Below are 21,340 nucleotides of genomic sequence, written 5' to 3' on the forward strand. Positions count from 1 at the left end.
CAAGCTCATTTGCAAAATCAAGTAAAATTGAAAACATGGAAAAAAATAAATCGGAACAAAAGCAATTCTGTTCCGATTTAATTAATTTTATATTATCAATTCAGTCAACCTTTTTCAGGATAACTCAGTTTTAAACTTTTGTAAGTGTGCCCGCTCTTCGAAGAGTTCAACAGAAAAGCTGCACAATCCCGAAAGCTTTCGGGACTAGACTTTGCGCAATTTTTATATTTTGTTCAAAAAAAACATTAAATTACTGATTTTAAAATATTTATATTCTCAAAATTACATAAACTCAAAGACGTTTGTGTAGCGTTTAACATTATGAGGTACACTTCGCGGAGCGGGGTAGTACAAAATCAAAAAAGCTACTCTAAACGAACTGCTTTTGATTTACAACTCATATTAAAATTCAATCAAGAATTTAAGCTTGTATTTTATAATAGCGATTAAAATTAAGCTAAAAAAACACCTTTTATAAAGACTAAAAAACAATCTCATATCCTTTTTTAAAGATAAAAAAACTGCTTTTTTCAAAGTCACATAAGCTAAAAACAAGCAATACTACAACTCGAATAGATTAATTTTTTATCAAGTTCTTTTTGAAACCCTATAATGATTTACTGAAAAAACACAATTACAATCCGATTAATATAGTATTAGAAACGGGTAACTTTTGTAAGTAAACAAATATTAATTTCGCTGGGATTACTTATCAAAAATCAAACTTTAGACGATTAAAGTGCTTTATAGTCAAAAGCATAATTTAAAGACTCTCTTAAATCAAAAAAACAAAATGAGAAAAACCACCGTTGTTTATTATTTATTCTTTCTTGTCTGTGTAATTTCTACAAATGTGCAAGTCCCAAAAAGAGCTCCAGGAACCAATGACCCTAATGGTCCGGACAAAAGTGTTACAGGCTTATTTATAGGAGCTGGTAGTGGCACTGCTATTAATCCAAATTAAATTTTCAATTAAGAACATTCAAGTTTACCTATTTGACCGTTATCTTATTATCTAAGTTTTATAGATACTACTACTTCACAAACCACAGAAGAATATTTTTATTTTGTACTACTTCCATTAAATAGCGCAGTAATAGAGATAATTTCTATGAAAAATTTACATAAAAAAACATATGAAAAAACAATATTTTTCAAAACTAATAATTTATACAACAATTCTTTTTTTTATTCAAAGTTTATCAGCTCAAGTAACAAATAATCCTCAAAAATTATTACCACAGATAATTCCTCCTTCTCCAATTGCTTACAATTTGGGAAACTACGGCAATGTTCCAATTGGTATGTTTACTGGCGCTCCTAATTTAAATATTCCCTTATACACCTATAAAACAACAAATTTAGAAGTACCGATATCCATGTTTTATGGTAACAACGGAATTAAAGTTGACGAAATATCATCGAACATTGGACAAGGCTGGAATTTAAACGTTGGAGGTGTAATCTCAAGAATAATTAGAGATGAACCAGACGAAAAGCGACAGACTGATTTTATTCTTCCGGATGATAATTTCACGCAGGCTCAAAAAGAATCTTATTTTAGATTCATTACAGAACAAGCCATAATAGATAGTGAATCAGACTTATATAGCTATAATTTTGGGAACTATTCTGGTAAATTTATTTATGACCATAATAATTCTATTGTAATGATGCCGGCCCAAAATATCAAAATAGAAAAACTTACCGATACTGAATCTTATTCTTTTATTGCTACCACTCCAGATGGAGTCAAATACTTTTTTAATAATAAGGAGACTACTTATATGCCCAAAGAAAGCGGAGGAAGAGCATTTCCAATTATTGCTACATCGGCATGGTATATTACTAAAATAGTACATCCCAAGGGTGATGAAATATATTTTAACTATAGTTCAAAAAGAGATAGCTATATAACATCAAAATCGCAAACTCTTACAATGCAATCACCTCTTGTACAGTATGACTGTAATGGTGTTCTTCTCACTTATCCGCCACAATTTAGTTCTATTTTTGAACATCGAATTGATATTAGCGGACAATCATTAGTCTCTATTACAAGTAATAATAGTAACGGAGAAGTTAAATTCAACTATTTAGCTAACAATAGTGCAGATGTTACTAGTGGAAATAAAAAAATAAATGAAATCGTAATTCTGAAGAATACAACGGATACGATCGAAAAAATTAGTTTTACGTATTCAACTACTCCAAAAAATAGAGTATTTCTTGATAAAATACAATACAATGATCCTAATAAAAATTATCAATTTGAATATATTGATAAAAACAGTTTTCCTGAACGGCTATCTTTTAGTCAGGATCATTGGGGATATTATAATGGAAAAAACAATTATAACATTGTTCCAAATAAAACCGGATTAGATTTAGACAATATTGATTATGGAGGTGCAGACAAGAATCCAGATCCCAATTTTGCAAGAATAGGTATGCTGAGTAAAATAATCTACCCTACAAAAGGCAATACAGTATTTGAATACGAACCTAATGATTATTATGGAACAAAGACTAGCACTCCACAAAGAGTGACAAAGAGTGCGGCAATTAGTAATTCAGGTCCCTCAACTAAAGAGATTACGGTAACCAGTTTAAGTAAACAAGAATTTAGCATTAGTGGTGCCGTTCAATTTAATGCGTACGAATGCCCTAATGGTGATGCAGGAAAAACCAGGGCTAATATACGCGTTAAAAATGTTACTACAGGTAATTACGAAGATTTCTATGACAGATTGTACAATGGTAGTTTGTTTAATTTAGGTAATTCTATACAATGCAGCCCTGGGCAAGCACAGGAATTAATAGTTTTAGCAGAGCCTAATCAAACTTACATTATATCTATAACATTAGGGAATTTTTCTCTATTAATGCCACAACGTTCCTGTACAACAGCATCTCTTAATGTACGATATCAAGAAGCGGCACCCATTACTACGCAAACCAATTTAATTACAGGAGGCATGCGGGTAAAAAGTACCAAGGATTATACCAGCAATAACTCGGCAGCTATTTATAAAAGGTACTTTTATGCTGCTAAAGATGAGTTATCAAAATCTTCCGGCAATATCGGAAAGATGCCTTTCTACGTTGACCAAACGCTTGATAACACGCTTTGTATGATAACTACTTCAACTTTTCCAAAAGAAAGTTATTTTTTAAAAAAGCTTGTCAATATAACATCGAGCAGTATTACTTCTCTTTTTGACAATGGAAGTTCTAATATTGTTTATCAATATGTTACAATTTCAAATGGCAATGATACTTTCATCAATGGAGGTGAGGAACATAAATTTAAGATCTATCAAAATAATTTTAATCAAATTTGGGGGGCATTGCGTATTGAGGGTTCTCCAACTGACTATGGTTTATTGATTAATGGTTTACCTGAAACTATTTTTTATTATAATTCCAATAGTAAAACAGTAAACAAAACAGTTAATCAATATAATGATATATTTCTAAAAGAATCAAAATCCTATAGTACCCGAAAATATTATGATATTTTAGGAATAATTAATGAAACTCATATCCCGAATGTTAGTGTAGCTGAATACAAAAACAAATCCTACTGGAATTATTTACAAACTAAAGAAGAAACCCAATATGATCAAAATGGTCTTAACCCATTGACCATTACAACAAATTATGTTTACAATAATCCAAATCATCTACAATTATCTATACAAAATAGTAAATCATCAAATAATGAATTAATTGAAACCAAATATTATTATCCTTTAGACGCCGAGATTTCCAATGAACCATATGTCTCCGAGTTAATTTCAAAAAACATGATTAATGTTCCACTAAAAATAGAAACATTTAGAAATTTAAAAAAATTAACTGAGCAAAAAACAGTATACATTAAGACTAGTAATAATTTGTTAGTTCCTGGGTTTGTTTACAGTGGTAAATTTCCCAATTCTAATCCACAATCAAATCAATTAGATAAAAAAATCACTTTTAATCAATACGACAATAAAGGCAATATATTACAGTATACCCCTGAAAACGGAGCATCTGTTTCTATTATTTGGGGATACAATAAAACCCAGCCCATTGCCAAGATAGAGAATGCTACAGCGGTGCAGAGTGCAGCAGCTTTGGGAGTATCGGATATAAGTGTTTTAAACGAAGGCAATCTTGGGGTAATTAATGCTCTTCGAACAAACGGGGCTTTGCCAAATACAATGATTACAACATACACTTATATCCCGCTTGTAGGGGTAAGTACCATTACAGATCCAAAAGGAGATACCATTAACTATACTTACGATAGTTTCGGAAGACTTGAATTTGTAAAAGACAAAGACGGAAATATCCTTTCAGAGAACCAGTACAACTACAAACAATAAACCAAAAGCAATATGAAAAAAACAATCAACATCCTTTTGGCTTTATGCCCTGTATTGGCTATTCGCCAGACACAAACCCAAAATTATATCAATACCGTTACTTATTAAAAAGTAAGTTTGGTAAAAATAACGGTGTCTACTATTTTGCAGGCATCCTAAAACATCACTTACTGTGACGGACTGGGAAGACTTATTCAACAAATTACCGGTCAGCAGTCGGTTTTGGGCAAGGATATCATTACTCATATCAAATACGATGGTTTTGGAAGACAGCCTCAGGAATATTTTCCTTTTAAGGCAGAAACCTCTACGATGACATTTGAAGTTTCCGCCGCTGTATAAGCTTCATGTTTTTTAAACAGGAAACGTCTTGTTTAATAGACAAAAAAGCATTTAAAACTTTAACAAATATTGGCTAAAAAACTAATGATTATCAAAAAGATAGTTATATTATCGAATAATAGAGCAAATTTGCCTCATTGACCAAAATGAATTATAAAATCGAATAAAACAAATCACAAATACCTAATCATAAAAATACTTATATATAATTTAGGTTATAAAATTGACGTTTTGATTTTCGTGGCAAAATCATGGCACTTTAGTTTTTAACTTGACACCTTTTTTGCCACAAAAAATAAAGGTGGTATTAAGATTTTTCAGCAGTCAAACTTTTGTGGCAGAATCGTGGCGTATCAAATGTTTCAAAAATAGAAATCAAATAAAATCAATGTTTACCGAAGTTAGGTTCGAATGTGTCTTATCAATATATTATTTTTTTCATGGCCGATTCTCATACTATCTGAAAGCAAGAACTTCATGTAAATCTGAAACTCTTGCTTTAATTTTTTACTTTTCAATTATTTTTTCACAAAACAAATTATACATCGGTGCTATTGACGATCGCTTGACTGAGACCAGAAATTGATTTGTTACTTTTACAAGATTATCCTTTTTAATTCTTGACTTTAACCCCCAATCCATATTTAGGATTCGACAGTTCTTTTCCGTTATAACGACAAACTATAGGATAAACTCCTCAATAATCTTCAATAAGTTAACGTGAGAAATCGGGAAACTTTTATGAAGTTTAAATTTCGGTAGAGATAAAAAGATTACGCAAAGTCTAGTCCCGAAAGCTTTCGGGATTGCGCAGCTTTTCAGTTGAACTCTTCGTAGATCGGGTATTTGCCATAAATGGCACAAAAATCAGCTTAAAGATTATTTTTCTCAAATTATAATCCTTGTTTTTTCTCCAATTCAAGAAGCTATATTTTATTGACTCTAACTCTGAATTTTGTTTATTTAACCTCGTGATCTCTTTATTTTGATTATTCAATTCTTTACCTTATTCTATTACATAAAGCGTTAATTCTTCAATCATCTTAAGTAGGGCAATATTCATTTCTGCCAGCATTAATCCATTCTTCTCGACATCTTGAGCTGAAGGAATTTCTGGTAAATGGTTATTTTGCTTAATATGTTGCTCCACTTCATTTAGAGATTTCAATTTATAATCACGTATAAAAACATAATCAGGAACTACTCCGGCGTTAACTATTACTTTTACTTCTTGGGCATGAATATTTCCTGCTACAGTAAGTTTTGAAGTTGGATTTGTTGTACCTATACCAACATTACCATTATAATTCCAGGTCATGACATGCTGGTCTGGAGTTGGGGTTGTATTTTCATTTCCATTCACATACAATTCAAGTTTACTTCCTGTAGAACCTGGGGCTCTATGACCAATTCTGAATTCCTCATGTTCATTCCAGCTATATCCATTAGTTCCATATCTTGACAATTTCAAGGCTGAATTAATTGCAACATTTTGCCCATTTGGTCTACTCTCGCTTTTTTCTAAAACCTCAAGAGCTCCAGTTATAAGTTGCTGTCCAATAAAGTTATTGTCGCCTGTTGTAGCTATTTCATTCCATTTAGAATTTACAGCAGTAGGTATTTCAGATGCAAGCTTTCAAAAGTAAATTTTATCATTTGCGTTAATTGAAGATGCGATTTGTAATTGATAATTATTGGCTCTATTTGGGTGTCGAGAAATAAATACATACTGCCAATCACTTTCCGGAATAGCCCCACTGGGATTAAGTGCATTGTAAACTCCCGAATTTAAAGGGTTATTTAAGTCTGTAACTACGATACTATAGCCATTACCAATCTGTTAAGAAAAGTTTTTTGGTATACCAATTACCAAAAAGATTACAATCAATATCTGTTTTCTTATATAAAGTTTATTTTAATTTCAGTTTTTTTCACGCTACATTATCTTATCATTTCGCATACTATATTTTTTTATTCTGCTCTATTAGATAAAGAGCCAGTTACACAATAATCTGTAAAAGATTAGCCTTCAAATTCTCCTAAATTAATTGTGTTTCTAAAACTATTTCCTCACTTAGAATCAATTTCATAAACAATTGTTAATACTTCGTTAAATTCATGCACAAATAAACACAAGCATTTTGTGCTTTTTTTTAAGGGATTCCTCATTTTTTGCAATCTTTTTTATATTGTTTTTAACTCAGAAAAAAACAGATCCTGATATTACCTTGAACTTTACAGGTAATTACCTTTAATCAAAAACTTTAACACCTATATAATCGAAGATTCACTAACATAACAGATAGAAAACAACCCTAAATATTTTATGATCATAGTACACAAGAGGATAAAAAATGATCAAAAAGGTCAAAAATAATTACTAAATCAAAAAGCCCCTGAAAACTTAATAGTTTCTGGAGGCTTCCTTGTTAAATAAACTTATTTTATTTCGATTTCACTGCTTTAATAAGCTTTTCATTGCGCCTGTCGGCTCTTGAATTCTGAAGCGATAACACAGCCCATATGGCTGCAGGAACCCATCCAATTAGGGTGATCTGAAGAATAAGACATACCAAAGCGGTCAACACTTTTCCTCTTAACAAAAAAGACAACGAGGGGAAAAATATAGCAATTAAAGTCATCATAGTTTTTGGTTTTAAAAGTCTTTACATTTAAAAGTGACAAATTTTAAAAATCCTCTGTAGAACATTAGTCTGTTCTTTAGCTGATTTGTTTCAATATGAAGCCTTATAATTCACAATTCAACAGGATTTGATCTTCCTTATCATCTTCTCCAGAGTAAATATGGTAATATTTTTATCGTTCTCTTCATCTTTACAGGCTGATGAGATGCATTAAAAAACAGCTTTTCACTAGAATTTATCTGACTGGACTCTTTAAAATAACAAGACAAAAAATTCAGCCTTTCAGCAACTTATAAATCTTAATAAAAACCGTAAAAAACTAGCCGAATTTAATCCTCCTGCTTTTTAAATATCCCCCCCCTCTTTCTAACCAACTCCCCCTTCACCGGCCAAAATCAAAATAAAAAAAACTAGAAAAATTAAAAACAGTCCAAAGAAAGAAAGAAAGAAAGAAAGAAAGAAAGAAAGAAAGAAAACATTACAAACTGATTTCTACTTTTGCTATATAATCCGAGTGCACATCCAAAACATTTTCCTTCAGTTGCAAAACCTTTTCCAAATAATGTTCCTCCAGGTTTATATGATATCGGATTACTGTACTGATCATCTCATTTTCCAACAGCTTTAAGGCATCAACCCTGAGAATGGCTTTTTTCAAATTTCCCACAGCAATCTCCCTTTGATATAAGCAATCCTTTAAAATCTCTTCTACATTAAGATTCTCATAGCCTACAGAACGAAAGAAAAGCGGACGCTCAATTTCAATTCTACTGTTATGCCTGATACTTGTAAAAAAAGAAGGCTCAGCCTTAACAATGCAGATAGTGCGTCCGTTAAAAACATTTTTGTATATAAAATTCAAATTCAGTACCGCTTCATCAGAATTGAGGATATAAATCGCATAAACATCAGACAGATCAGAAGTCTGAAAAAAAGTTTCGATATAATCTGTGTCCATTATATCAACAGACACATTATACTTCCTGTCATTTTTACGCACTTCCCTTAAAAAAGGAATCTCATTGTAAGAGCCTGTAAACTTCTGTGATATCAAATTATAGTTAGGCATCTTTATTGGGCTGGTCTAAAGTTTTGAATTCGTTGCTCAAATTTATATTGAAATTGCAACATTAAGATTCTTCATCAAATATACAGCAAACATGTTTAAAATTCGGTTCTAAAGAAGGATTTTAAGTGCTTTAATAAAGTGAGAAGTTATGGAATCGTTACTAAGCAAATATTCTTAAAAAAATCATGAACCTGCGTTCCTACTAAATTCTCTGCTTACAACTGGCTGCAAAAACCTCTTTTGCAACGTATTTTTAGTACCGCTAATATTTCATATATTCGTTCTGCATATTAAAAACTGCTTCAAAAACAAGTAAGAACTAATAATGAATTAGTTAAACTTAAAACGGATACAAAAACTAAACTACATACTATAATGAAACTAGCCTCAATAGATAACAACACCAGGGACGGGGAATTGGTTGTTGTAAATAAAGAATTGACAAAAGCCATCCGGGTTACTGAAATTGCCACAACCATGCAACAGGCAATCGATAACTGGTCAATCAATGAAAAAAAACTTCAGGATATTTACCAGCAATTAAACTCCGGTAAATTAACAATCGGTACTTTTGATTTTACAACCGTACGTGTATTAGCTCCAATTCCAAGAGCTTATCACTGGGCAGACGCAAGCGCTTATGTTACTCATGTCGAACTTGTTCGAAAAGCAAGAAACGCAGAGCTTCCTGAATCTTTCTGGACAGATCCTCTAATGTATATGGGGGCTTCAGATGCTTTTATCGGAGCTTATGATGCCATAGAGATTGAAAATGAAGAATGGGGAATTGATTTTGAATCGGAAGTTGCTGTAATCACTGATGACGTTCCGGCTGGTGTAAGTGCCCTGGATGCCTTAAATCATATTAAATTTGTAACCATAATAAATGATGTTTCACTTAGAAACCTAATTCCCAATGAACTCTCTAAACAATTCGGATTCTATCAATCCAAGCCCTGGACTTCTTTTGCCCCGGTTATCGTTTCTATAGATGAATTGAAAGACGAATTTATCGACGGTAAACTGCACTTACCATTGATATCAATATTAAATGATGAAATTGTCGGAACTCCTAATGCAGGTATTGACATGACCTTTAATTTTGGCGAATTAATTGCCCATGCTGCAAAAACCCGTTCGCTAATGGCCGGTACAGTTATTGGTTCAGGTACAGTGGCCAATCAGGGAAGCCCAACAGGGTCCAGCTGTATTGCCGAGATCAGATGTCTGGAAACCATAAAAGACGGAAAACCTTCCACTCCTTTTATGAAATTCGGGGATAAAATTGAGATTGAAATGAAAAATGCATCCGGCGATTCCCTATTTGGTAAAATCAGTCAAAGAGTAAAAAAATACGAAAAAGAATAATTTATCGTTACCTTTTACCATCAATGAGCCCTATTTGATTTATTCAGACAGGGCTTACTATTAGCGTCTTATTTTATTTTTTACTATAGAGACGATACCTCAAGAATATCCAATAACAATGCTGATATTGTTTAAAGAACAAAATTCCAAAGGCGCCGCATTGTCCATTTGATATTATATTAATTTAACTGCTGATTATTTGTCGCGTTCCTATTGGTCAGTGTGGCAAGATCACCGAAATTTACACTCACATTAGTATTTTAGCAAATTAAAAGCCTTCTTGATGGTTTATAAGCTTATCATATATTTGATAATAAATCAGTAGTATATACTAGTTAGTGGAAATTTTAAAAAACACATCAGACATAAATGATATATAGAATTGATTCTCATCACACCAGTATTTTAACAAGAGAGGAGCTAACGGTCGCTCAATGGAGAGAAAAATTTGACCGATTTATTAGTTTTAGTGCATTTATCGATGACAGCAAACTTATCGACTCATTAAAATTTGAATATAACTTAATAGACAAACAAATAACTGAAATAGAAGCCCTTTTAAAAAACGAAAAAGCCAGGACTTTAAGAATTCATTGTTCAAAATATGAACACTTTAAAATTGAAAAGATTTATCTTGATATTAAAAACAATAAAGGAAAATTAATCTATTGGAAAGATTGGGACTATATTTTTCAAAAAATAGAAAATGAATATTTTTTGTGGTGTTTTTTAGGTGGTATAGCTGATATACAAAGAGAAATCAAATTAAGTGATGAACAAATTAAAAAATATAATGAAATTGGCTTAGCCCAAATAGACTACCTGATAGAGAATATTAAAAAGTTAAACGATTCGATTGAATATACAAATGCAATTAATGAAAATCGAAGAATAATATAAGTACTCTCACTAACAGATAATATAACGGATTTGGGTAGTAGGCATAATGTAAATATGTTATTGTAATTGTATGATTTACTTCACTTGTTTACTATCACTCAGGTGGTAAATCCAAAGGATGAGTTCAATTTAGTAACAAACCCGCTTTAATACGAGAACGTTATGTCGCATTTTACCACCCGATAAAGATGAAAACTAAATAACTTTTAAACAATTATAGTTTTAATTATTCTGTTTTCAAACTTCGAAGCAATCAAATTAAATATGGCAAATACTTTTACAAAATAGGACTTTGGAATTAAAAACAGATAAGGCACGTAGAGACACACATAGTCACAGTAGAACACTTAAGTCACGTTTCTATGAGTTCAGGCATTAAGATTAAATAACCAAAAAAAAGTGCAGCATCATTTCAAATAATACTGCCTTTTTATCAATTTTTGTCTAGTTCTTATTTTTGTAAAGGGGGATTGTAACTTTTTTTGTCACATCAACAATCGTAGACCCTGATCTTCTTACTTACTTATTTAAATGAGACGGTATCTGAAAGATTTTCCGAATCAATAAATTCTGCAATATATTGCTGGGCATTATTTCTCTGCTCAGTGGTAGTTTCAAAACTATTTATATGAAACTCATCATCGTGGTCCATAATGTGAATAATCTCAGTATAGCCTTTTGATATAAGGCTTCCTTTTAACTTGATAACGGTGAGCTGCTGGCGGGGGTCCAAATCTTTTCTCACTTTTAATTGTATCGCTTTTTCCATCGCAAAAGATTTGTTTGTTAAAACTTAATTTCTCATTCAAATTTAGAAAAATTAATCCTGTACCGCACCAAAGATAAGTGTTAAAATTGAAGCATTTTTTAAATAAGGCAGAATCCCATAATCTTCCTCTTTATTATTTCCAAAATAAACCAACTAAACAAAAAAAGCATTTGGTTAAACGAAAAAAGAAAGCAAGACTTCCAGCAACCAAAATAATGCCAGGACTACAAGCCTCAAAGGGCAATTGAAAGGCAATGGAGATGCATTATATGCATTCAATATACTTTCAAAGGCCAGCCTGAGGGCTTTTACACTTTGTCCTGCATATCCCAAGTTACTTTCTTTTTCTAACCCTATCGTTTTGTAAATGTTAGACCAGGCAACTAACCATCAACTCAAGTACAAGTTCCTTACAAAATGACAAATGCCAAAAAAAACATTCGAAATAAGACTTCTTATTGAAAATCCTTAAAAGTGATTCTAATTATTTGAGTAAAGAAAGTGAAGATTTTCCTTTTATCTATCAAATCATCTCAGCAAACTACCGATAAAATGTTCTAGAATCTTTCCATCATTTAGAAGTGACTTATTCTTTTTCACAACTAATTAATACCCCTTGCAGCTAATTTGTCCACCAAATTTCTATCAAAAATCACCTTGGGTCTATTATTTGTTCACTCTTTTTTTAACGTTAAGAATACTGCTTTAATATAATTTAGCCGATGCTTTTTAATGTAAGTAGCTCACAAACAAAAACATAAAAGTAGTAAATAATCAATTCAACACCTTACAAAGCCTCAGCAATTTTCAAATCGTATTATATACGACATTCTAATAAACCTAAATATTAAATCTACCGCACCTTATGATCCAGCAATACTAAAACAACCAATCTCATACCAAAAAGCTCAGAGCGATCAATAAACTAATATCCAAATCTAATGCCCCTAATTTATAAATCAGACATTTCTATGAAAAATAAAAAAAAAATTAGAAAAGATGCTTTAATACAATTAAAACTTGACATCAAATTTGGTTTTGATTCCAAAGAAGAAATTTTTGACAATATAAGTTTTACATTTTATGAAGATGAAGGTTTCGATGAGTGTTTTGACAAGCAAATGCTTATGAAATTTATATCCAAACATTATAACAAGCATCAGAAAGACAGCTTAAACTGGGAACACCCTACAGATTTTGACAAGCTGGCCAAGGCATTTGATGAGCTGATCAGGCAAAAAATTATTTGCCTGCACAATGTCTACAACAGGGAGGACGGTGAATCTGATTGTATGTATGCATTTGACATGCTTTCTAAAAAAAGAATCAAAGTAATTGGTTTTTGTTACTATAACTCCTATGATCTGGAACAGGTAATTAGTTCGAATGAAAAAAGTCTCTTTTTGGAGTTCAAAAGCTTAAAATTAGGCATAAAAGAAGTCTCAAAAGTAAAAAATAAGATCATAAGGACCTTAAAAATAAATGGTCTGCAATCCAATATCTCGGATTTCGATTCCAATGTAATAGAAATAAAAAATGTTGACTGGAAAAAAAAGCCAGACACAGAAGACTGGTGGATTGACAGGGTAATCCACCTTTTGTCCCATTCCTGATCCCACAAACCTTTACGGCACCAATCTCATAAAATAAAATAGAATAACAGCCACAATACTATAAACCAACCTCTTTTAAATTAATCCCCAAAATCTATCCATTATTTATGAATCTACTATTTAAAAATTACAAGTTCAGGTCCTTTTTTGGTCTTAGATTAAAAATATTAATAATCCTGTTTTTTTATTCTTCAGTTCATAGCCAATGTAGAGTTAACACTATTAATAATAGCTTTGAGTTGCCTCCAGTGCCGGGTTCCGCTTCATTTATTAATCAAAAAATGGTGCCAGGCTGGAAAACCACAGCTCCGGACGGCATTATAGAATTCTGGAAAACGGGTTCAAATGTTGATCATGTACCGAGTTTTGCATATGACGGGGAACAGTATATAGAGTTGAATGCATTTTATGCCTCAGGATTATATCAGGATTATGATTCCTCCCAAACTACTATTTTTAATTACTCATTTGCGCATCGTGGAAGGTCCGGTACAGATAAAATGGCCTTAAAAGCGGGCCCGCCCAACGGACCATTCACCATTGTTACGACAAGTTCGACGGGTAAATCCCAGTGGAAACTCTACAGCGGTACTTATGTGGTCCCAATCAATCAAAGTACTACAAGATTTATTTTTGAGGCAGTCGAAACTGCCTCAAATAACCCTACTATTGGAAACTTCCTGGATGCCATCAATTTTAATTCGGCCTTAGAAAAACCGATAGTGCAGGACGTACCGCCTGTCTGCCCAGGGAATTTTGTTACTCTGACAGCCAAAAGTGCTAATGATCACGAGGACAAAACCATTTTTAATTGGTATGATACCAGTAAAGTTTTGATTCATACAGGAGAAACGTTTGTATCTCCTCCCTTACTGACGGACACAAAATACAGCGTAATGGAAATTACTTCTTCAGGATGCAAAAGTGATTTTTCCGATATTGAAGTAAAAATTAGTTCAGGTTCCACAGAATGGCCAGAAAATGATCTGATTATCCAACAAACATCTGCTGTTTTTTCAGATCAGGGTGCCATGCTTGTTGTCAGAATAAAAAATAATGATACAGCTAATTTCGAATATAAAATTGACAGTGGAAATTTTCAGTCTTCAAATGAATTTTATAATGTAAGATCCGGCATTCATTTAATTACAGTAAGAGACTCCAGCGGCTGTATCAACGTAAGCAGAGAGATCTTCGTAATTGGTTACCCTCTCTTTTTTACACCCAATGGCGATGGTTATAATGACAGATGGAACATTCACAAAGGGGATAATGATGAATTATCCATTTCAAACCTTTTTATATTTGATCGTTACGGAAAACTTTTAAAACAGCTTAATCCATCTGGGGAAGGCTGGGATGGAAATTATAATGGGCAGCCCTTGCCATCAAGCGATTACTGGTTCACAGTTGAATATATCGATGAGGGACTTTCTAAGCAGTTTAGATCTCATTTTAGCTTAAAAAGATAAATCGACACACGGTAGTCAAATACACCAGTCCTATGCTATAAGGATTAAGACCTGGTTTAGATGACTCTCTTTAATGCTACTGCGAAAACATTTACTTTTCTTTTCATACTCACCTAACAACATAAAAATGTGCCTTAAATTCAAATTCACAATATTATTGCTGCTTGTATTTTCTACAACATTCTCTCAGGAAGGAATCCCTGTTTATTCGGATTATTTATCGGATAATTATTATTTAATTCATCCCTCAATGGCTGGTGCTTCAAACTGCTCAAAGTTGCGCTTTACAGCCCGTTACCAGTGGCTTAACCAAGATGAAGCGCCGCTTCTTCAAACCTTAAGTTTTAATGGCCGGGTTGCGGAAAGATCAGGTGCCGGAGTTATACTCTTTAATGATAAAAATGGATTTCATTCCCAAAAAGGAATTAAGATTACCTTTGCGCATCATATTCTTTTTTCCAGAGACGAAATTGATTTAAACCAGCTTTCTTTTGGTATAAATGCAGGAATAATCCAAAACCAACTTGATCAAACTTCATTTAAAGACTTTGATCCCGTTATCATTGGGACTATTGAAAAAGGTTCTTATTTTAATATAGATTTTGGTGCATCCTACAATTATCAAAATTTCTATTTGCATGCCACAGTGCAAGGGGCCCTTGAATCCAGAAGAAAAATATACTCAGAATATGAAAGCAAAAATCTCCGAAAATATCTTCTGAGCTTTGGATACGTTTTTGGCAATAAGGAAAAATTAATATGGGAACCTTCGATCCTTTATCAGGCATTTGATGAAACAAAAGAAAAGCAGCTTGATATCAATTTGAAAGTATATAAGAATATTTTGAAATTCGGGAGTCTTTGGACTGCGCTTTCCTACAGAAGGAGCTTCGATAAAGCACAATATGGTAATACTCCATCTGATCAATATGCTCAAAGGTTGCAATACGTCACTCCTATTGCAGGTATAAATTATAAAAATTTTGTCTTTGCATATACTTATTCACATGTTATCGGTAATAAAAAATTCGAGGCAACCCCTTATCATCAGGTAACATTGGGTATAAATTTATTTTGCAAAAAAGAGAGGTATGATTGTGAATGTCCTGCCTTAAATTTTTGACCAATTTGGATTTAAAATCCGCACTAAAATGAATAATTAGACAAATTGAAATTAAATATGGATAAAATCTAAAGTTTTTTATTGATTTGTAAAAGAATTTCTCCAATAACGAACACTATATTTGCATATGTTTTTCAAAAGAACCATATTTTTTTTAAAACGAGCAAATATTTTTTTGTTCTTTTTATTTCCCTCCACTAATATGCTTTATAAAAAATCCTTCTTAACACTATCCATACTATTTATTTCCTTAAATTTAACTGCTCAATACTCGAAAAAAAAAGAGCACTCGGGATGGTCCTTTTTAATTAATGACAACCTAACATTTTGCCATTTTTTCCACGCCTACGAACAAGCAGAAGAAGATAATAATATTGCTAATAAAGCAGAAGCGCTACTTTATTTAGGAATCTGGTCTTATGGTCACAATCTGGAAAATGGTCTTCAATATGCAAAAAATGCATTAGTGAACTATTCCAAACTTGAAAAAACAAAACCTGCACAAGCCAAAATCGGTAAAAGTAAATGTCTTCAGCTTATAGGTATAATTTATACAAGACAGGGTAAATACGCAGAAGCTGCATCAATTAATCGTCAGGTTATCGAAATGCTGGGGAAAAATGCCCCAAAAAGTGGAATACTTGGTTCAGCTAATTCCAGTACCGAAGCGCTTTTTGAAATGCAGAGCATAAAAGATTCTGCCATCTCAATTTTCAGGAAGGCTTTGAAAAATGATTTTGAAAATTCCGGCAGCGAAGTTCCTCTGGTATATTCTTATCTTAAAATTGGAGAATTTGCCCTAAAAAATAAACATACAAAAATAGGTCTCGCGTACTTTGGCAAAGCATTAAATATAGCTGAATTGACACATGACAAGAAAGCACAATTTAGCACGTTAATCATGCTGGGAAAATGTCATTTTCATGCTTCCAATTTTGCAAAAGCAAACTACTATTATCACAAAGCACATAATGTAGCCATTACACTGTCTGATAAAATATACGAAATAAAAGCAATTCAGGCTTTGATAGGTGTAAATAAACTGGAAAAAAATCATTTTAAAATTACACAACTCCAGAATCGTCTCCTATTTATTAAAGATCATTATTTTTTATTGGAGAAAGAAAAAATCGGAAAGAGTCTTGAAATGCAGTTTAAGGTCGGAGAGAAAAACAAAAAACTAGCATCGATTTATGAAGAAAAAAAGGATATTGAACGGACCAATTGTAAATTACTAATTTTTACCATAACTGTTTGTATCATTTTACTGATTGTCTTTTATTTTCTCCACAACATTCACCGGCGTGACAAACAACTCCTTCATTTGAAAAACGAGCTTGTTGAAGTACTGGAAAAAGAAAAAAAATCAGAAGAGAAAAAATTTCAGAATGATCTCGAGCATAAGGAAAACCAACTCAGCAGCATCACTTTGCAGATATTTGAAAAAAATAAATTGCTAAACGAAATAAAAGTTGCCATTGAGAAAAAAGAGCCCCTTTCGGAGCAACAGTTACTAAAACTAGTGAATCGTCATCTTGAGCAGAATATTCTATGGAATGATTTTGATCTTTATTTTGAGAGCATTAATAAAAATTTTTATACCCGTTTAAAGCAATCCTATCCTGAGATCAGCTCCAATGATTTAAAAATTTGTGCGCTCGTAAAACTTAATATGTCTGTAAAAGAAATGTCCCTCTTTTTAAATATTTCCCCAGATAGTGTAAAAACAGCACGATACCGTTTACGAAAAAAACTACAGCTATCAGGTGATCAGAATCTCACCGATATTATCCTTTCCATTTAAAAAGGTAATATTTCAATGCACCAGCTTATTTTTAATTCCAGTTTTAGACTGTCAATTAGCCGAAAACAAATCTTTCATTAAATTCAGCTACAGTAAATAAAAATATTAAATTATTCCCCATAAAAACGATGCAATCCTCTTGCGCCCTTCATCAATACAATAATATAGACTACAATTCAGAGCAACAAACTAAAACAGCCTAATTGGTCAAAAATAGCTAATGCACTGAACCATTCATTAAACATTGATAATAAAACCGAACGTATTTAATCCATTTGAAACAAAACGGTTCATTCACTAAATTTCTATCAGTTGTACTCCTTTAGTCTATTTTTTGTCTACACCTTTTTTTAAACTGAGACTCTTGTTCACCCTAATTTTGTTTTCACCGATAACCATCATCAAGCCAAGCCTTTAAAAATCACATATTTAATAGTATAAATAATTTTAAAGCCAACATTACTTTGGCGCACTAGTAATCCATTATTATCAACATTTCAGAAGATTTTCAGATCTACTTTTTTGGTTTTATAGTACCAAATAAAATAAAGAAAAAGCAAATGAAGAAAACAGTTATTATTTTTCTAATTTGGGGAACTTATTTCATTCCTCAAATCGCATTTAATCAGTCCCGAACCACCAATAAACAAACAGATCTGACACTTCAGTTAGATACTATTTGCAAAATGTACAACATAGCCATTAAAGAGATTGCCTTAAAAAACACAAAGGATACTTTAACCAATATCGGTGTTCATAAAAAAAGCTTCTTGATTTATAATACAACTAGCAAAGCAGAACTCACGCGCGGTTATTATTACTGGTATAGCAATAAATGGAATATTTTAAAACGTATTGATAAGAATATTGGAGTTCCAATCTCCAAAGGTAATGCAGGCGATGTCTATTTAGATTTATCAAGAAGGGATGTTTATTTTCACAATGGGACCATGTGGATTACAAAGATTATAGATGATAAAGATCTAACGGTTGTAAAGTATAATTCCGCATTAGGACTATTGATCTGCAAAAAGAGTATTGACAAGGATGAGTATATTCCTTTATACAGATTGGCACCAAACTTTGAAAAGCAAAGCTGTATTTCAATGAATGCATCCAGAAAAACTGTTAATTATATAGATAATAAAGGGGTATTAATAACCTTAGATTTGAAATTATTGCGAAAAAAAACTGAAACTCACGTTTTAAAATGAGTAGCTTTAATTCCAATCTACTACTTTTCGATCAGACAGCTGGCTGAACATTTACTATACTAAATTCTAAAGGATGCCCATTGTAATACCTATTTTTACAGCTTCTGTGGCATTTGATACCTTCATTTTAGTAATTATGTTCTGTCTGTGACGTCTAACAGTATAGACAGAAATATACAGTTGTCTGGCTATTTCATTACTGTTTTTTCCTTCTCCAACTAATCTTAATATTTCAATTTCCCGTTGCGACAGAAATTTTTCCTTATAACGACTGTATTTATTAAACATGACCTTTTCACCAGTTTGTACATTTACTATTTGGGCATCAGTACCCGATGCTGTCTGCGTACTATGAGATGCGGAATATAGACAAAGGGCAAGCCAAACACTTCCATTGGAAAAATTCTTTAGATAAATTGTACGATGAGTCGCATACGAATAATTACCCTGTGCATCCAAAATTCTAATGCGGCAAAATGTAGTGTACTTATGATGTTCCTTCTGGGGCAAATCTTTTAAAAAGTAAAAATAGTTTAACTCTAAAATATGACGCTCTATTAAATCCTCGGGGTGAATTTTACTAAAAATAAATTCTTCGAAAGCACAATCTGTAAAATGATCAGCAACTGAAAAGCCAAACTGGTTACCAAAACTTCCTTTATAATAGTAACTACAATTAGCTTTGAAATCAGAAAGAACAGCAATGCATTGCTCAATTTCTACATAATTTTCAACGGACTCTTTATACCACTCTATATCGTGCGGTTCCACTTCTGAAAAAGTTTGTCCCAATAAAGTGACATATAATTGATTTGTAGCAAAAACTTCTAACATTGATTTAATTATAAATTGGTTAATTTTAGGTATTGTCCCAGATTGTTCATAGCGCTACATTTGAAAAATTAAACCTATTTTAATATTTCTAAACAACATTTTATGAAAACAAAACTTTACAGTTCCTGCATGGTATTGTCATTGATGCTTACTTTTAGTTGTGGCAAAAAGACTAAAGAATCTACAAGTTTAGCTCCAAAAAAAATCCAGGGGAAAGACTCGGCATTTGTTAGTGGAATCCCTTGCGATATCAAGCTGCCAAATATCCATTTTACAAAATCTATTAATGGGGCAGATACATTAATAAAAAAAGACAGCAAAGGAAATCTCACTTTTGCTGTCGGAGCAAAAAAAGACTTTTTTTCAGATCCTAATAATCAATTATCCAACAATACCGCGCCTATACTGTTATCAAAAGTAAACAACAAAAAACCTTTTACTTTGGTTGCTAAGATTACACCAGAATTTACAGAAAAGGGCCTCTACAATGCCGGGGTATTGTATATTTATGTAAACGACAATTTTTATCAAAAGCAATGCTTTGAACAAGATGAACGCGGTAATCACAGAATAGTTACAGTAAGGACTATTGGTACCTCTGATGATAATAATCATGATATCGTTAAGGGTGGTACTGTTTATATGAAAATATCATCTGATACCCGCACAGTGGCAAGTTATTATTCTCTTGACAAAAAAAACTGGCAGATGGTACGCCTTTATAAAAATAATTATCCTTCTGAAATTTGGGTTGGAATCAGTACTCAGTGCCCGGTGGACAAAGGGACACAAAGCATATTTGAAGAAATCAGTCTAACCCAGAAAAGTGTTACAGATTTTCGTCTGGGAAATTAAACGCATTCCGCTTTTGCCCAGCTCGATAATGAATCAGCCTGAAGCCTGCTTCCTTTATTAGGGATATTGTCAGGCGGCAGTGCTGGTTCAAAGCTGAAAAAGTATTCTCATTCTAATAATAAAGAACAGTTCCTGCCAGTAAAGAATCAATTAACTTTGGGGAAGTTAATTGATTCTAATCTGACTGCTTTGTATTTAATTACCAAAGAAATTACAAAATGAACCAATAAATATGGGTTACGATTTAATTCTGATTATTGCTGAGGTACCTTGTAATCCGTTACTTTCTGCTTTTACAATAAATTGTCCTTTTTCTCCTTTTTTAGCTTTTACAATGACCAGAACTTTTCCGTTGTAAGCCGGGCGCTCATGGCTTTGAAACGGAACAAAACTTGTCGCATCTCCATTATCTGTTGCTACAATTTCTCCTGCTCCTTCAACAGAAAACGTAACTAACGGATTGGTGCGTGGTACGACTAAACCGCCATTATCTGTAATATCAACTGTCACGAAAACCAGATCAACATCGTCTGCAAGAACTTCACTTCTGTCTGCAGCCATTTTTAATTTTGCAGCTGCTCCGGTTGTTTTTACACTTTCAGTTGCCCATTGTTTTCCGTTTTTATAGCAAATCACTTTCAATTCTCCCGGCACATAAATCACATTGTCCCAAATCAATCTGAAATCTTTTCCTTTTGTCATTTTTTTTCTTCCAAGACTTTTTCCGTTAAGGAATAATTCGCCTTCATCTCCAGAAGTGTACACATGTACGGGAACTACCTGCCCGATGCGTTCGCTCCAGTTCCAGTGTGGCAGAATATGAGCCGTTGGAACATCTGGTCTCCAATGTGATTTGTAGCTGTAATAACGGTCTTTTGGAAATCCGGCTAAATCAATAATTCCAAAATAACTGCTTCTGGATGGCGGATTGCTTTTTTGGAGTTCGGCCAATTTTGCTT

At 32.6% G+C, this 21,340-nt stretch carries 17 protein-coding genes; 11 read left to right on the forward strand and 6 right to left on the reverse strand.

From position 1 onward, the window contains the following. The first annotated feature begins 793 nt into the window (after window positions 1-793). From KHA98_RS22495 to KHA98_RS22955, 3 genes are all read left to right on the forward strand, one after another. Window positions 794-964, forward strand: a complete 171-nt coding sequence (locus KHA98_RS22495; RefSeq protein ID WP_213260243.1) for a hypothetical protein — start codon at window positions 794-796, stop codon at window positions 962-964. A 172-nt stretch (window positions 965-1,136) separates the two neighbouring features. Beyond that, window positions 1,137-4,373 carry an RHS repeat domain-containing protein gene (locus KHA98_RS22500; protein ID WP_213260244.1) on the forward strand — a complete coding sequence of 1,079 codons (3,237 nt, stop codon included), beginning with the start codon at window positions 1,137-1,139 and terminating at the stop codon, window positions 4,371-4,373. A 162-nt stretch (window positions 4,374-4,535) separates the two neighbouring features. Continuing rightward, the gene (locus KHA98_RS22955) at window positions 4,536-4,715 is read left to right on the forward strand and encodes a DUF6443 domain-containing protein (RefSeq protein ID WP_317192590.1); all 180 of its coding nucleotides are present in this window, start codon (window positions 4,536-4,538) and stop codon (window positions 4,713-4,715) included. Window positions 4,716-5,721: 1,006 nt separating this feature from the next. Here the strand turns inward: KHA98_RS22955 and KHA98_RS22505 are convergent. From KHA98_RS22505 to KHA98_RS22515, 3 genes are all read right to left on the reverse strand, one after another. Next, window positions 5,722-6,186: a tail fiber protein gene (locus tag KHA98_RS22505; protein WP_213260245.1), complete on the reverse strand. Its 465-nt coding sequence runs from the start codon at window positions 6,184-6,186 to the stop codon at window positions 5,722-5,724. A 973-nt stretch (window positions 6,187-7,159) separates the two neighbouring features. Then, window positions 7,160-7,360 (reverse strand): YqaE/Pmp3 family membrane protein, encoded by a 201-nt coding sequence (locus KHA98_RS22510; protein WP_213260246.1) that lies wholly within the window; start codon window positions 7,358-7,360, stop codon window positions 7,160-7,162. A 478-nt stretch (window positions 7,361-7,838) separates the two neighbouring features. Next, window positions 7,839-8,429, reverse strand: coding sequence for a hypothetical protein (locus tag KHA98_RS22515; protein WP_213260247.1), 591 nt, complete (start codon window positions 8,427-8,429; stop codon window positions 7,839-7,841). Between the two features lie 375 nt (window positions 8,430-8,804). On the opposite strand from KHA98_RS22515, the gene KHA98_RS22520 reads away from it, so the two are divergent. Beyond that, complete coding sequence (locus KHA98_RS22520) at window positions 8,805-9,797, forward strand: fumarylacetoacetate hydrolase family protein (RefSeq protein WP_213260248.1); 993 nt, start codon at window positions 8,805-8,807, stop codon at window positions 9,795-9,797. A gap of 369 nt (window positions 9,798-10,166) precedes the next feature. Further along, the gene (locus tag KHA98_RS22525; protein ID WP_213260249.1) at window positions 10,167-10,697 is read left to right on the forward strand and encodes a hypothetical protein; all 531 of its coding nucleotides are present in this window, start codon (window positions 10,167-10,169) and stop codon (window positions 10,695-10,697) included. Between the two features lie 523 nt (window positions 10,698-11,220). Here KHA98_RS22525 and KHA98_RS22530 read toward each other — a convergent pair. Further along, complete coding sequence (locus KHA98_RS22530) at window positions 11,221-11,466, reverse strand: hypothetical protein (RefSeq protein ID WP_213260250.1); 246 nt, start codon at window positions 11,464-11,466, stop codon at window positions 11,221-11,223. Window positions 11,467-12,437: 971 nt separating this feature from the next. Here KHA98_RS22530 and KHA98_RS22535 point away from each other — a divergent pair. The 5 genes from KHA98_RS22535 to KHA98_RS22555 all read left to right on the forward strand — a co-directional run bounded on the left by KHA98_RS22535 (window position 12,438) and on the right by KHA98_RS22555 (window position 18,692). Continuing rightward, window positions 12,438-13,079, forward strand: a complete 642-nt coding sequence (locus KHA98_RS22535; RefSeq protein ID WP_213260251.1) for a DUF6891 domain-containing protein — start codon at window positions 12,438-12,440, stop codon at window positions 13,077-13,079. A 281-nt stretch (window positions 13,080-13,360) separates the two neighbouring features. Further along, window positions 13,361-14,551: a T9SS type B sorting domain-containing protein gene (locus KHA98_RS22540; protein WP_213260252.1), complete on the forward strand. Its 1,191-nt coding sequence runs from the start codon at window positions 13,361-13,363 to the stop codon at window positions 14,549-14,551. Between the two features lie 127 nt (window positions 14,552-14,678). After that, a complete protein-coding gene (locus KHA98_RS22545) occupies window positions 14,679-15,674 on the forward strand; it encodes a PorP/SprF family type IX secretion system membrane protein (RefSeq protein ID WP_213260253.1) in 996 nt (331 codons plus the stop codon). A gap of 202 nt (window positions 15,675-15,876) precedes the next feature. Next, window positions 15,877-17,478: a helix-turn-helix transcriptional regulator gene (locus KHA98_RS22550; protein ID WP_213260254.1), complete on the forward strand. Its 1,602-nt coding sequence runs from the start codon at window positions 15,877-15,879 to the stop codon at window positions 17,476-17,478. Window positions 17,479-18,038: 560 nt separating this feature from the next. Continuing rightward, complete coding sequence (locus KHA98_RS22555) at window positions 18,039-18,692, forward strand: hypothetical protein (RefSeq protein WP_213260255.1); 654 nt, start codon at window positions 18,039-18,041, stop codon at window positions 18,690-18,692. Between the two features lie 66 nt (window positions 18,693-18,758). On the opposite strand, the gene KHA98_RS22560 is transcribed toward KHA98_RS22555, so the two are convergent. Next, window positions 18,759-19,526, reverse strand: coding sequence for a response regulator transcription factor (locus tag KHA98_RS22560; RefSeq protein ID WP_213260256.1), 768 nt, complete (start codon window positions 19,524-19,526; stop codon window positions 18,759-18,761). A gap of 102 nt (window positions 19,527-19,628) precedes the next feature. On the opposite strand from KHA98_RS22560, the gene KHA98_RS22565 reads away from it, so the two are divergent. After that, window positions 19,629-20,381, forward strand: coding sequence for a DUF1349 domain-containing protein (locus KHA98_RS22565; protein WP_213260257.1), 753 nt, complete (start codon window positions 19,629-19,631; stop codon window positions 20,379-20,381). A 237-nt stretch (window positions 20,382-20,618) separates the two neighbouring features. Here KHA98_RS22565 and KHA98_RS22570 read toward each other — a convergent pair. After that, window positions 20,619-21,340: DUF4982 domain-containing protein (locus tag KHA98_RS22570; protein WP_213260258.1), on the reverse strand; the 722-nt coding region annotated here is incomplete at its 5' end.

Source organism: Flavobacterium branchiicola (assembly GCF_018383905.1).
In the GTDB taxonomy this organism is placed as follows: domain Bacteria; phylum Bacteroidota; class Bacteroidia; order Flavobacteriales; family Flavobacteriaceae; genus Flavobacterium; species Flavobacterium branchiicola.